11 protein-coding genes are annotated in these 13,583 nt (G+C 71.3%); 7 read left to right on the plus strand and 4 right to left on the minus strand.

Translation table 11 applies throughout. The annotated features are described in order from the left end of the window. Nucleotides 1–9: 9 nt before the first annotated feature. Entirely contained in the window at nt 10–402 is a 393-nt protein-coding gene (locus OG472_RS33255) for an ATP-binding protein (RefSeq protein ID WP_383570519.1), read from the plus strand. Between the two features lie 39 nt (nt 403–441). Here the strand turns inward: OG472_RS33255 and OG472_RS33260 are convergent, their stop codons facing one another. Both OG472_RS33260 and OG472_RS33265 read right to left on the minus strand, forming a co-directional pair. Then, nucleotides 442–1,500, minus strand: a complete 1,059-nt coding sequence (locus tag OG472_RS33260; RefSeq protein WP_401612673.1) for a DUF2637 domain-containing protein — start codon at nt 1,498–1,500, stop codon at nt 442–444. A 224-nt stretch (nt 1,501–1,724) separates the two neighbouring features. Then, a complete protein-coding gene (locus tag OG472_RS33265) occupies nt 1,725–2,600 on the minus strand; it encodes a (2Fe-2S)-binding protein (RefSeq protein WP_405832570.1) in 876 nt (291 codons plus the stop codon). Nucleotides 2,601–2,704: 104 nt separating this feature from the next. On the opposite strand from OG472_RS33265, the gene OG472_RS33270 reads away from it, so the two are divergent. Next, nucleotides 2,705–3,367, plus strand: coding sequence for a GntR family transcriptional regulator (locus OG472_RS33270; RefSeq protein ID WP_401612669.1), 663 nt, complete (start codon nt 2,705–2,707; stop codon nt 3,365–3,367). A gap of 341 nt (nt 3,368–3,708) precedes the next feature. On the opposite strand, the gene OG472_RS33275 is transcribed toward OG472_RS33270, so the two are convergent. Both OG472_RS33275 and OG472_RS33280 read right to left on the minus strand, forming a co-directional pair. Then, the gene (locus OG472_RS33275; RefSeq protein ID WP_401612666.1) at nt 3,709–4,491 is read right to left on the minus strand and encodes a hypothetical protein; all 783 of its coding nucleotides are present in this window, start codon (nt 4,489–4,491) and stop codon (nt 3,709–3,711) included. A gap of 167 nt (nt 4,492–4,658) precedes the next feature. Next, nucleotides 4,659–6,338 (minus strand): PucR family transcriptional regulator, encoded by a 1,680-nt coding sequence (locus tag OG472_RS33280; RefSeq protein WP_401612664.1) that lies wholly within the window; start codon nt 6,336–6,338, stop codon nt 4,659–4,661. Between the two features lie 254 nt (nt 6,339–6,592). Between OG472_RS33280 and OG472_RS33285 the strand changes: the two genes are divergently transcribed. The 5 genes from OG472_RS33285 to OG472_RS33305 all read left to right on the plus strand — a co-directional run bounded on the left by OG472_RS33285 (nt 6,593) and on the right by OG472_RS33305 (nt 13,521). Beyond that, the gene (locus OG472_RS33285) at nt 6,593–7,489 is read left to right on the plus strand and encodes a xanthine dehydrogenase family protein subunit M (RefSeq protein ID WP_214937389.1); all 897 of its coding nucleotides are present in this window, start codon (nt 6,593–6,595) and stop codon (nt 7,487–7,489) included. Between the two features lie 2 nt (nt 7,490–7,491). Beyond that, nucleotides 7,492–8,097 carry a (2Fe-2S)-binding protein gene (locus OG472_RS33290; RefSeq protein WP_405832573.1) on the plus strand — a complete coding sequence of 202 codons (606 nt, stop codon included), beginning with the start codon at nt 7,492–7,494 and terminating at the stop codon, nt 8,095–8,097. Nucleotides 8,098–8,099: 2 nt separating this feature from the next. Further along, the gene (gene pucD / locus OG472_RS33295; protein ID WP_401612660.1) at nt 8,100–10,502 is read left to right on the plus strand and encodes a xanthine dehydrogenase subunit D; all 2,403 of its coding nucleotides are present in this window, start codon (nt 8,100–8,102) and stop codon (nt 10,500–10,502) included. A 322-nt stretch (nt 10,503–10,824) separates the two neighbouring features. After that, nucleotides 10,825–12,288, plus strand: coding sequence for an NCS2 family permease (locus tag OG472_RS33300; RefSeq protein WP_383570424.1), 1,464 nt, complete (start codon nt 10,825–10,827; stop codon nt 12,286–12,288). An 81-nt stretch (nt 12,289–12,369) separates the two neighbouring features. Next, nucleotides 12,370–13,521 carry an XdhC family protein gene (locus tag OG472_RS33305; RefSeq protein ID WP_405832575.1) on the plus strand — a complete coding sequence of 384 codons (1,152 nt, stop codon included), beginning with the start codon at nt 12,370–12,372 and terminating at the stop codon, nt 13,519–13,521. Nucleotides 13,522–13,583: the final 62 nt, after the last annotated feature.

Raw genomic sequence — 13,583 nt, forward strand, 5'->3', positions numbered from 1 at the left:
ACCCGGAGCGTGCGCCGGGCCGACCTGAAGGCGGTGGGTGAAGTCCGCCGGGCCTTACGCGAGTTGATGCACCACCGGTGCCGGACCGATGCGGCCGAGGTGGCCGAGCTGCTGATCACCGAGCTCGTCACCAACGCCCTCGTCCACACCGACCGGGGCGCGGAGGTGTCCGCGAGTCTCGCCGCCACACGGTTACGGGTGGAGGTCCGGGACTACGCCGCACGCAGACCCCGGCCGTACGTACCGACCGCCGACGACGGTACGCACGGCCGGGGACTCGTGCTGGTACAGGCGCTCGCCGACGACTGGGGTGTGGACGCGCTGGCCCTCGGCAGCGGCAAGGTGGTGTGGTTCGAGCTGGACGGGCGCCACGACGCGCCGTACGAGGGAGGGCCCGCCTGAGCAGGCGGGCCCTCCGGGGTCTTCCCCGATCGGGACCGGTCAGCCGAACTGCTGCTCCAGGTCCTTCAGTTTGCGCTCCAGCGAGTCCAGCCGGGGAATGGTCTGGGTGTCGTCCTCGGCGGTGAGGTCCACCGTCCGGGTGCCGGTCACGTCAAAGGATTCGGTTCCGTTCACGGCCTGCAGGGAGGGCCGGCGGCGCGAGGGCAGTTGTCCCGAATCCGGTATGGCCGGCTCCGCGCCGACCGGCGCGGAGCCCGCTCCCTGCGTCAGTTCGGGCAGCTCGACCTGGCGGCCGCGGGACCGCCCGAACGCCCGGTTCTGCCGGCCCAGAGCCTTGATGCGCGCCCGGTCCAGCCGGTTCTGGTCGCGCCTGCGGTGCCGGTCCTGCTCCCTCTCCTTCTTGTCCTCGCGCACCTCGTCCACGGCCTCGTCGAGGGTGCGGACCCCCTCCAGCAGCATGAGCGACCAGGCGCCGAAGGTCTCCCGGGGCGCGCGCAGCCAGCGCACCATCCGGATCTGCGGCAACGGCCGCGGGATCAGGCCCTGTTCGCGCAGCGCCGCCCGGCGGGTCTGCTTGAGGGCGCGGTCGAAGAGCACGGCCGCCGAGAGCGACATCCCGGCGAAGAACTGCGGGGCCCCGTCGTGGCCCAGGCCGCGCGGGGCGTGCACCCAGTTGAACCACGCGGCCGCGCCCGCGAACAGCCAGACCAGCATGCGGGAACCGAGGGCCGCGTCGCCGTGGCTGGCCTCGCGGACGGCGAGCACCGAGCAGAACATGGCGGCGCCGTCGAGGCCGAAGGGGACCAGGTACTCCCAGCCCCCGGAGAGGTTGAGGTTCTGCCGGCCGAAGCCGACGAGACCGTGGAAGGAGAGGGCGGCGGCGACGGCCGCGCAGCAGAAGAGCAGGACGTACGAAGCGGTCCCGTAGACGGCTTCCTTGCGCCGCCGCCGTTCCTCGCTGCGCTCCCAGCTGTCGTCGGCCGCGGCCTTCTCGCTCTCGCGCTTGCCACGGGCCAGTACCGCAACTGCCGCAAGTACGCCCAGGATCAGCAGGCTGCCGGGCAGCAGCCAGTCCAGCGATATGTCGGTCAGTCTCATGCGGATGTCCCTTGCCTCGCGTATGCGTCCATGCGGCTGTGCGGCTTTCCGGGCGCCATAGTGGCGTAGCCGGTGAGCTGTGCATGCGGGTTTCGGGGCAAGTGGACGCCATCGGGGGTCGGGGCCCGCCGGATAGGGCGTTGTTACTCGAACTGGCTGCCGTACGAGCCGAGTTGCGTTCGATTACGGTCACTCTTACGGGTGGGTTAGTGCCGGGATCACGCTCAGTAGTCGACGGCGTCGGCCGTGAGCCGGGCGACGCGGTCCGCGTCACAGGTCCGGGGGCACGTGACGCAGGTGTCCTCGGGCCGGATCGTGTAGAAGAAGCAGCAGCCGGCCCGGTCCCGGGTGGGCAGCACGCGGCCGTCGGGGCCCGTGAGCGTACGGAACCCCGCGCCCCCGGTGTAGGGGGCGGTGGAGCCGGGCAGCAGCGCCTCCAGCTCGGCCATGGCCCGGCGCTCCTCGCCGAACAGGGCGCCGACGTACCAGAGCCCCTCGACGACCTCGTCGGTCACCATGCCCCACAGGGCGCGGCGGCCGCGTCGCATCCGCGGACCGAAACCTTCCAGCACGGGCCCGAGGTGGTGGGCCACCGCAGCCCGCACCTCACCGCGCAGCGCCTCCTCGTCGGGCACGACACGGGCCCCGGGGAGCAGGGCCGCCGGATCGTCCGGCAGGCAGGCGAACTCCCCGACGTGCACGGCCATCCGGCCGCGGGTCCGGTGGAAGGCCACCCCGGCGACCGGGAGGTACGGGACCCGCCGGGCCAGGAACCACGGGACGGTGATCAGCAGGCAGGCCGGCCACGCGTACCGGTGCAGCCCGAAGCCCGCGATCACGTCGGGGCGGGCCTGGGTGCCGTAGTCCCTCAGCACCTGGGCGTCGTCCCAGGCGAGGAAGGCGTCCAGGGCGGGTCCGCCCGCCGCGAGCTCGTCCGCGCCGACCCATCCCGCACCGCGAGGGAGGGGTTCGTGCGCGGCCGGCTCGTCGACCCCCAGTCCGCCGTAGACCTCGGCCAGGCGGGCGTACGCGTCCGCCACCGGAGAGCCGGCCGGGGCGGACGGGACGCGCAGGGCAGGGGTCACGGCAGTGACGGCCATGGGTGGACCACCGAATCGCACGATCGTTAACAGGTTAGCCTTACCTTACCCGATCTCGGCGAGGCCGTATCCTCAGGTCAGGTCGAGACCCGGAGGAGGACCGAGTGCACGACACGGACCGAGCCCGGATACCGGCACAAAAAACACGCAAGGTACTGCGCCATTCGGTGCGCGGGCAGATCCTCGACGCCCTGCGCGCGGCGCTGATCGACGGCGAGCTGGTGCCGGGGGAGATCTACTCGGGCCCCGCCCTCGGAGAACGCTTCGGGGTCTCCGCGACCCCCGTGCGCGAGGCGATGCAGCAGCTGGCGGTCGAGGGGGCGGTGGAATGCCTGCCGAACCGGGGCTTCCGCGTCCTGTCGCGCACCCCGGGGGAACGGGCCGAGCTGGCCGAGGTCCGGGCGCTGCTCGAAGTCCCCGTCATGCTCCGGCTGGCCCGCACGGTGCCCGCGGAGACCTGGGAGGCCCTGCGGCCGGAGGTCGCCGCCACGGCGGAGGCGGCCGCGGCGGGCGACCTGCCGGGCTACGCGGAGGCGGACCGGGCCTTCCACCGGGCGGTGCTGAGGCTGGCCGGCAACGCGCAGCTGGTGCAGGTGGCGGAGGAGCTCCACCGGCGGGCGCAGTGGCCCCTGCCGGGCGCTCCGCGGGTTCGGCGGGCCGATCTCGTCGCCGATGCGGCGGAGCACTCGGCGCTGCTGGAGGCGCTGATCGCGCGCGACCTCCCGGTGGTCGAGTCCCTCGTCCGCGAACACTTCGCCGGCGCCTGACCCCTGGGGCTCCGCCCCGAACCCCGCCGGGCTTCGCCCAGACCCGCGCCTCAATCGCCGGCGAGGCTGGGATACCGGGGCTCCGCCCCGAACCCCCTACGGCGCTCCGCGCCCGCGCCTCAAACGCCGACGGGGCTGAAAGCCCCGGGGCTCCGCCCCGAACCCCGCTCCTCAAACGCCGGAGGGGCTGAAATTGCGCTCCGCGCAATCCAGCCCCGCAGGCACGTGCAGGCTGACGCCGGACAAATCCAGCCTCGCCGGCGTTTGAGGCGCGGGGTCTGGGGCGGAGCCCCAGGTCGTTCGGCCGCGCCGGCGATTGAGGCGCCTGCCGGGCCGGCCGGCTACGCCGCAGGCGACGGGGTGGGTTGGAGTTGGTCGGCCAGCCAGGTGGGGATGCCGCCCAGGAGGTGGAACAGGCGGCGGGCCTCCGCGCGCAGGCGGGCGGCCTCCGGTTCCGGCTCGGCCTCGGCCAGCGCGGCCAGCGCGGGGGCCGTGCCGATCAGGAAGCCCAGGTCCTCCCGGATCCGCAGGGACTCCGCGAAGCCCTTGCGGGCCTCGGCCACCTCGCCGTCCCGCAGGGCCAGTGCGGCCAGGTGCCGCCACGTGAAGGACAGCAGCAGGGTGTCCCCGTGCGCCTCCGCGCCGGCGTGCGCCCGGTGGTACGCCGGCCGGGCCGACTGCGGGGCGTCCGCCAGGTGCTCGGCGACCAGGCCGCGGCGGAAGTCCAGCAGCGGGCGGGTCCGGGACCCCGGGGACAGCAGGGCCGCCGCCCGGCCCAGCGCGGAGCGGGCCTCGTCGGCCCGGTCGCGCACGCCGAGCACGGTGGCGGCGTACGCCAGCTGGCCCCGTTCGCACGCGGCCGCGCCCCGGTCGTCGTCGTCCTGCGCCACCGCCTCGGCGACCCGCAGCGCGTCCTCGGCCTCGGCCCAGCCCTGGCCGGTGAACAGGCACCGCTCGACCAGCAGCGCGGTGCGCTGGACCGCGGCACCCGCATCGGCGAGGTGCGGCGTCAGCAGCGCCGCCGCGTCGGTCCAACAGCCGCGCGAGCGCAGCCGCCATATCGCCCGCTGGAGGGGGTCGTCCCCTCCGGTTGTTCCGGCACCCGACATGGCGGTATCCGCCACATTGCCCTCCCCAAAGCAACCAAGCAGCACATCGTTGAGCCCTGGGGCGAAATGAGAGCACGGATCGGCGGCATCGGCCAAGGGGTCGGGTGAACTCTTTCACAAAGTCCGGACGGATCATCAGCCGTCCCGCAGTCCGGACCCCTCCGGCCGCGGGACGGATCTTCTCAGCTCATGCGCAGTGCCAGGAAGAAGTCGAGCTTGTCCTCGAGCCGGGACAGGTCCCGCGCCGTCAACTGCTCGATTCGCCCGACCCGGTAGCGCAGCGTGTTGACGTGCAGGTGCAGCCGCGTCGCGCAGCGGGTCCACGAACCGTCGCAGTCCAGGAAGGCCTCCAGGGTCGGGATGAGCTCCGCGCGGTGGCGCCGGTCGTAGTCCCGCAGCGGGTCCAGCAGCCGGGCCGTGAAGGCGCGGCGGACGTCGTCCGGGACGAACGGCAGCAGCAGCACGTGCGAGGCCAGCTCGTGGTGCCCGGCCGCGCAGACCCGGCCGGGGCGCGCCGCGGCCACCCGGCGGGCGTGCCGGGCCTCCTCCAGCGCCCCGCGCAGCCCCTCGGCGGAGTGCACGGCCGCGCTGACGCCCAGCGTGACCCGGCCGTCGTCGGCCAGACCGGCCGCCAGGGGGTCCCGTACGGCCGAGAGGAGCTCGTCGGCGTGCAGGGCCGAGTCCGGGCCCTTGTCCTCCCCGGCGTCCCCGGACAGGGAGGGCAGCGGCACGAGCGCGATGGCCTCGTCACCCGCATGGGCCACCGCGATCCGGTCGGAGGGCTCCGGCCCCGAGACCGACGGGTCGACGAGGATCTCCTCCAGCAGCGACTGGGCCACCGGGCCGCCGGGGATGTCCCCGCCCTCCCAGTCCACCCGGGCCACGACGACCTGCCAGTGCGGGGCGGCGCCCAGCCCGGGCAGCAGCACCGGCGCCGCCACCCGCAGGCGGGCGGCGATCTCGGCGGGCGCGGCACCCGTCTGGACCAGCTCCAGGACCTCCTGCGCGAGGCGGCGGCGCACCGTACGGGCCGCGTCGCGCCGGTCCCGCTCCACGGCGATCAGCTGGGTGACGCCCTGGAGCAGGTCCAGCCGCTCGGCGGGCCAGTCGCCCGCGTCCGCCTCGACGGCCAGCAGCCAGTCCGACAGCACGGTCTCGCGCACGTCCCGGGCCGCCGGGCCGGCCGCGCCGCGCCCGTGTCCCCTGATCGGGAAGAGCGAGTAGGTAATACCCTGGATGGAGATCCGGTGCGGTCCCCTACGGCCCGTCCGGACCGCCGCAAGGTGCTCGCTCGCCAGTGCTGCGCACACGCCCGGCGCCAGCGGCTCGCCCGCCCCGGCGATCTGCCGGCCCGTGGGGGACAGCACCCAGGCCCGGAGATCGAGGTCGGTGGTGAGCAGATCCAGCACCACGTCGGGTCCACCGCCGGCCGGACCCGAGGTCATCAGACGGCGATGGCGGTCCACGACGGCCGCGAGATCACCGGCGCGCTCGCCCGATACCTGCCGTACGACGTACTCGGTGATCGTGGCGAATGCAACGTCCTCGTTCACGGCGAACAGCGGCAGCCGGTTGCGCACGCAGGCCGAAACAAGATCGTCCGGGATGGCGCCGAGCTCCGCCTCGCCCGCCGCGAGCCCGGCGACGCCGGCGCTCGCGAGGATTCGTACGAACGGCTCGGAGTCGGCTGAATTTCGTCTCCAGGCCAGGCCAGTGAGGACGAGTTCACCCCCCGAGAGATATCGGCTGGGATCACGCAGGTCGGTCGTCATGACCCCGCGGACCGTCCGGTCGAGTTCTTCCTCGCCGCCGAGCAGCCGCAGCCCCAGCGCCTCGGTTTCCAGCAGTGCGCGCAGCCGCATGATGTCGCCGCCGATCTGTCTCGAATGTTGCCGTTGGAAATCGGGCAGGTCGTCGCATCCTGCCTTTCATACGAATCTACAAGACGAGGGAGGCCGTCAGCCAACTCCTTCATGGTTTCGGTGACTGCACCCGGGGGACAGGCGGCCGGTGTACTGAGTCCACACCGCGTTAACAGCACGTGAACGACCAGTCGAGGGCCTGTAGGCCTCCTGGCTTGAAGTGAACGACACGATGAAGAAGAAGAGAGCCGCTCATGGACTTCCTTCGCCCCGCCAGCTGGGAGGAGGCGCTCGCCGCTAAGGCCGAGTTCCCCACAGCTGTGCCGATTGCGGGTGGCACCGACGTGATGGTCGAGATCAACTTCGACCACCGTCGGCCGGAGTACCTCCTGGACCTGAACCGCATCGGTCTCCTGCGGGAGTGGGAGGTCGGCGAGGACGTGGTTCGTCTGGGCGCCTCCGTCCCGTACACGCAGATCATGGAGAACCTCCGGACGGAGCTTCCGGGTCTCGCGCTCGCCTCGCACACGGTCGCGTCCCCGCAGATCCGCAACCGCGGCGGCGTCGGCGGCAACCTCGGTTGCGCCTCGCCGGCCGGCGACTCCCACCCCGCGCTCCTCGCGGCGGGCGCCGAGGTCGAGGTGGAGTCCGTACGCGGCTCCCGCCTCATCCCGATCGACGAGTTCTACACCGGCGTGAAGCGCAACGCGCTCGCCGCGGACGAGCTCATCAAGACCATCCACGTGAAGAAGGCGGACGGTCCCCAGCAGTACTCCAAGGTCGGCTCCCGCAACGCGATGGTCATCGCGGTCTGCGCGTTCGGTCTGGCGCTGCACCCGGAGACCCGCACGGTCCGCACCGGCATCGGTTCGGCCGCGCCGACCCCGATCCGGGCGAAGGCCGCCGAGGAGTTCCTGAACGCCGCGCTCGAAGAGGGCGGCTTCTGGGAGTCCGGCAAGGTCATCACCCCGTCGATCGCCAAGCAGTTCGGTGACCTCGCCTCCGGCGCGGCCAACCCGATCGACGACGTCCGCGGCACGGCGAAGTACCGCCGTCACGCGGTTGGCATCATGGCTCGCCGCCAGCTCGTCTGGACCTGGGAGCAGTACCGCGGTACCGGCAACGGCCGCTCGCTTGAAGGGGCTGCGTAATCATGCGCGTCAATTTCACTGTCAACGGCCGTCAGCAGGAAGCCGACGACGTGTGGGAGGGCGAGTCCCTTCTCTACGTCCTGCGCGAGCGCCTGGGCCTGCCGGGTTCGAAGAACGCCTGTGAGCAGGGCGAGTGCGGTTCCTGCACCGTCCGCCTCGACGGCGTGCCGGTCTGTTCCTGTCTCGTGGCCGCCGGCCAGGTCGAGGGTCGCGACGTCGTGACCGTCGAGGGTCTGGCGGAGTTCTCCAAGCAGCGTGACGAGCACGGCCACGGCGGTGCCTGCGGCACCGGCGGCGGCTGCGGCGGCAAGGGTGTGTCCCTGGACGCGGCCAAGCAGTGGCAGGCCAAGCCGGGCGACTCGCAGACCGGCGAGGGCGTGGAGCTCTCCACCATCCAGCAGGCGTTCATCGACGCCGGCGCCGTCCAGTGCGGTTTCTGCACCCCGGGTCTGCTGATCCAGGCGGACGCGCTCCTGGAGGAGAACTCCTCCCCGTCCGACCAGGACATCCGTGAGGCCCTGTCCGGCAACCTCTGCCGCTGCACGGGTTACGAGAAGATCCTCGACGCGGTCCGCCTCGCGGCCGCCCGTCAGGGAGAGGCGGTCTGACCATGGCTCAGAACACCCGCACCGTGCCCGCCGGTACGCCGACGAACGTCACCCAGAAGCACAACAAGGGCGGCATCGGCGAATCGATTCTCCGCCCGGACGGCACCCTCAAGGTCACCGGCGAGTTCGCGTACTCCTCGGACATGTGGCACGAGGACATGCTGTGGGGCCAGACGCTGCGCAGCACCGTCGCCCACGCCGAGATCGTCTCCATCGACATCTCCGAGGCGCTCGCCATGCCCGGCGTCTACTCGGTGCTGACGTACGACGACCTGCCCGCCGAGATGAAGAACTACGGCCTGGAGATCCAGGACACCCCGGTTCTCGCCAACGGCCGGGTACGTCACCACGGTGAGCCGGTCGCCCTCGTGGCCGCCGACCACCCGGAGACCGCCCGCCGCGCGGCCGCCAAGATCAAGATCGACTACCGCGAGCTGCCGCTCGTCACGGACGAGGCCTCCGCCCTCGCCCCCGACGCGCCGCTGATCCACGAGGGCCGCGACGACCACCACATCGGTCACGTCCCGCACCCGAACATCGTGCACCGCCAGCCGATCATCCGCGGCAACGTGGAAGAGGCCCGCAAGCGCGCCGACGTCATCGTCGAGGGCGAGTACACCTTCGGCATGCAGGACCAGGCCTTCCTCGGCCCGGAGTCCGGCCTGGCCGTGCCGTCCGAGGACGGCGGCGTCGAGCTGTACGTGGCCACCCAGTGGCTGCACTCGGACCTCCAGCAGATCGCCCCGGTCCTGGGTCTGCCGCCGGAGAAGGTCCGCATGACGCTCTCGGGCGTCGGCGGTGCCTTCGGTGGCCGCGAGGACATCTCGATGCAGATCCACGCCTGCCTCCTGGCCCTGGCCACGAACAAGCCGGTCAAGATCGTCTACAACCGGTTCGAGTCCTTCTTCGGTCACGTGCACCGCCACCCGGCGAAGCTCTACTACGAGCACGGCGCCACCAAGGACGGCAAGCTCACGCACATGAAGTGCAAGATCGTCCTGGACGGCGGCGCCTACGCGTCCGCCTCCCCGGCGGTCGTGGGCAACGCCTCCTCCCTCTCGGTCGGTCCGTACGTCCTGGAGGACGTGGACATCGAGGCGATCGCGCTCTACACGAACAACCCGCCCTGTGGCGCGATGCGCGGCTTCGGCGCCGTCCAGGCCTGCTTCGCGTACGAGGCCCAGATGGACAAGCTCGCGGCGAAGCTGGGCATGGACCCGGTCGAGTTCCGCCAGCTGAACGCCATGGAGCAGGGCACGATCATGCCCACCGGCCAGGTCGTGGACGCCCCGGCGCCCGTCGCCGAGCTGCTGCGCCGGGTCAAGGCCCGCCCGCTGCCGCCGGAGCGCCAGTGGGAGACCGCCGGCGAGAACGCGGACGTCCGCGCGCTGCCCGGCGGCCTCTCGAACACCACCCACGGCGAGGGCGTCGTCCGCGGCGTCGGCTACGCGGTCGGCATCAAGAACGTCGGCTTCTCCGAGGGCTTCGACGACTACTCCACCGCCCGCGTGCGCCTGGAGGTCATCAACGGCGAGCCCGTCGCGATGGTCCACACGGCCATGGCGGAGGTCGGCCAGGGCGGCATCACCGTCCACACGCAGATCGCCCGTACGGAGCTGGGTGTCACGCAGGTGACCATCCACCCGGCCGACACGCAGGTCGGCTCCGCCGGTTCCACGTCCGCCTCCCGGCAGACGTACATGACCGGTGGCGCCGTGAAGAACACCTGTGAGGCGGTGCGCGAGGCCCTCCTGGAGATCGGGCGCCGCAAGAACGGCTCCTACCACCCGGCGTGGGCCACCGCCGAGCTGCTGCTCGAAGGCGGCAAGGTCGTCACCGACGGCGGCGAGGTCCTCGCGGACATCGCCGACATCCTCGAGGACGAGGCCATCGACCTCGAGCTCGAATTCCGGCACGCGGCGACCGAGCCCTTCGACCTGGTCACCGGCCAGGGCAACGGCCACGTCCAGTACACCTTCGCCGCGCACCGCGCGGTCGTCGAGGTGGACACCGAGCTCGGCCTCGTCAAGGTCGTCGAGCTGGCGACCGCCCAGGACGTCGGCAAGGCGCTCAACATGCTTTCCGTGGTGGGCCAGATCCAGGGTGGTACCACCCAGGGTCTCGGCGTGGCGATCATGGAAGAGATCATCGTGGACCCGAAGACCGCGAAGGTGCGCAACCCCTCCTTCACGGACTACCTGATCCCGACCATCCTCGACACCCCGACCATCCCGGTCGACGTCCTGGAGCTCGCCGACCCGAAGGCGCCGTACGGCCTTCGCGGTATGGGCGAGGCCCCGACCCTCTCGTCGACCCCGGCCGTCATCGCGGCGATCCGGCAGGCGACGGGTCTGGACATCAACAAGACGCCGATCCGTCCGGAAGCCCTCACCGGGACCCTCTAGGACGGCGTGGTCCGGGGGCCGCGAGGCCCCGGACCCCTCAGACTCTCCGGGCGGTGCGATTTGGGAACGTCACACTTCACAGCGCACCGTCCGGAGTACACACGAAGCACCGCACCGCTCGCGGTCCCTTCACCTGGCAGTACCCCTGCGAAACCCCCACGTAGTACCAGCGGTCACCCCCGCACTACCCGCAGTACACGCAGTGAACATTCGCGTCGCCTCGGGCCGTCACCCCGGGTCGTGCAGCCAAACGCAGCATCCCAAATCCCGCAATCTCCAATCCCCACGCGGGTGCCCCTTTGAACCTTGGGAGTTAGGCACCATGACCCAATCGTCTGTGGAGACCAAGACCACCGCGGAAGAGGCCGGCGACGGCTCTCGCAACCCCGCCGGGCGTTCTTGGCTCGACCGCTACTTTCATATAACGCACAGAGGTTCCAACGTCGGCAACGAGGTCCGTGGCGGTATCACGACCTTCATGGCCATGGCGTACATCCTCCTGCTCAACCCCCTGCTTCTGTCGGGCAAGGACGTCGCGGGCACCGTGATGGACGGATCGGCGATCATCACCGCCACCGCCTTCGCCGCGGCCGTGACCACGCTCCTCATGGGCTTCGTCGGCAAGGTGCCGCTGGCCCTCGCCGCCGGCCTCTCCGTGTCCGGTGTGCTCGCCTCGCAGGTCGCCCCGCAGATGACCTGGCCGCAGGCCATGGGCATGTGCGTGGTGTACGGCGTCGTGATCTGTCTCCTGGTCGTCACCGGCCTCCGAGAGATGATCATGAACGCGATCCCCCTCGCGCTCAAGCACGCCATCACCATGGGCATCGGCCTCTTCGTGGCCCTCATCGGCTTCTTCAAGGCCGGTTTCGTCGGCAAGGGTCCGGAGTTCGGTCCCCCCGTCCAGCTCGGTGCGGTCGGTGAGCTCTCGGGCTGGCCCGTCCTGCTCTTCTGCATCACCCTGGTCGCCATCTTCATGCTCCAGGCCCGCAAGGTGCCCGGCGCGATCCTGATCGGCATCGTCGGCGGCACCATCCTGGCCGCGATCCTCAACGCCGTCGTCGACATCGACCCGAAGGCCTGGAAGAACGGTCCGCCGGAGCTCGACGGCTCCGCGGTCTCGATGCCGAACTTCTCGCTCTTCGGTGACGTCTCCTTCGGCGGCTGGGGCGACGTCGGCTACATGACGGTCGGCATGATCGTCTTCACCCTGGTGCTCGCCGGCTTCTTCGACGCCATGGCCACCATCATCGGTGTCGGCACCGAGGCCAAGCTGGCCGACGACAAGGGCCGCATGCCGGGCCTGTCCAAGGCCCTGTTCATCGACGGCGCCGGTGGCGCCATCGGTGGCGTCGCGGGCGGCTCCGGCCAGACCGTGTTCGTCGAGTCCGCGACCGGCGTCGGCGAGGGTGCCCGCACGGGCCTCGCCTCCGTGGTCACCGGCCTGTTCTTCGCCGCCTGCCTCTTCTTCACCCCGATCACGCAGATCGTCCCGGGTGAGGTCGCCTCCGCGGCCCTGGTCGTCATCGGCGCGATGATGATGCAGAACGCCCGCCACGTGGACTGGTCCGACAGCGCGACCTCGATCCCGGTCTTCCTGACCGTCGTGATCATGCCGTTCACCTACTCGATCACCGCCGGTGTCGCCGCGGGTGTCATCTCCTACGTCGCCATCAAGATCGCTCAGGGCAAGGCCCGTGAGATCGGCGGCTTCATGTGGGCGCTGACCGGAATCTTCCTGGTCTTCTTCGCGCTCCACCCGATCGAGGGCTGGCTCGGGGTCGGCTGACCCGGACCGGCCTGATCCGTACGAAAACCGCACGCTCCACGCATCCGATACTGGAAAACGAACCTCTCCGAGGAGGCCCCCATGCTGGACATCGCCGAAGAGCTGAACCGGTGGGTCGAGCAGGGACGTGACTTCGCCGTCGCCACGGTCGTGGCGGTCGGCGGCAGCGCGCCCCGGCAGCCCGGGGCCGCTCTCGCCGTCGACAGCGAGGGCACGGCCATCGGCTCGGTTTCCGGTGGATGCGTGGAGGGTGCGGTGTACGAGCTGTGCCGGCAGGCGCTGGAGGACGGCGAGACCGTCCAGGAGCGCTTCGGGTACAGCGACGACGATGCCTTTGCCGTGGGCCTGACCTGCGGCGGAATCATCGACATCCTCGTCACCCCGGTCCCCGTGGGCTCTCCCGTACGGGAGGTGTTCGCGGCCGGCCTGGCCGCCGCGGCCCGCGGTGAGGCCGCGGCCGTGGCCCGGATTGCCGAGGGCCCGGCCGAGCTCATGGGCCGCGCCGTCTTCGTCCGTACCGAGGGCGCCCACGAGGGCGGCTTCGGCGGACACCCCGAGCTGGACCGCACCATCGCCGAAGAGGCCCGCGCCATGCTCGACGCCGGCCGCACCGGCGTGCTGGAGATCGGCGCCGACGGCAGGCTCTGCGGAGAGCCGCTGAAGGTGCTGGTCGAGTCCAGCGTCCCGCCCCCGCGGATGATCGTCTTCGGCGCCATCGACTTCGCCTCCGCCCTCGTGCGGATCGGAAAGTTCCTCGGCTACCGGGTGACGGTGTGCGACGCACGGCCCGTCTTCGCGACGAAGACCCGCTTCCCCGAGGCGGACGAGATCGTCGTCGACTGGCCGCACCGCTATCTCGAGAGCACGGAAGTGGACGGCCGGACCGTCCTGTGCGTGCTCACCCACGACGCCAAGTTCGACGTCCCGCTCCTCGAACTGGCCCTCAAGCTCCCCGTCGCCTACGTCGGCGCCATGGGCTCCCGCCGCACCCACGAGGACCGCAACAAGCGGCTCCGCGACGTCGGCGTCACCGAGCTCGAACTGGCCCGGCTGCGCTCCCCGATCGGCCTGGACCTCGGCGCCCGCTCCCCGGAGGAGACCGCGCTGTCCATCGCTGCCGAGATCGTCGCGAACCGCCGCGGCGGCAGCGGCGCGGCCCTCACCGGCGCGCACATCCCGATCCACCCCGACGTTGCGAACACCGCCATCAGCAGGATCGGTTCCGTCGCTTGAAGGAGTGAGTGACGGCCGAAGGTGAGAAAAGGGCGCCACCCTTAGGGGTTGCGCCCTTTTGG

The sequence above is a fragment of the Streptomyces sp. NBC_00207 genome, assembly GCF_045160965.1.
Taxonomy (GTDB): domain Bacteria; phylum Actinomycetota; class Actinomycetes; order Streptomycetales; family Streptomycetaceae; genus Streptomyces.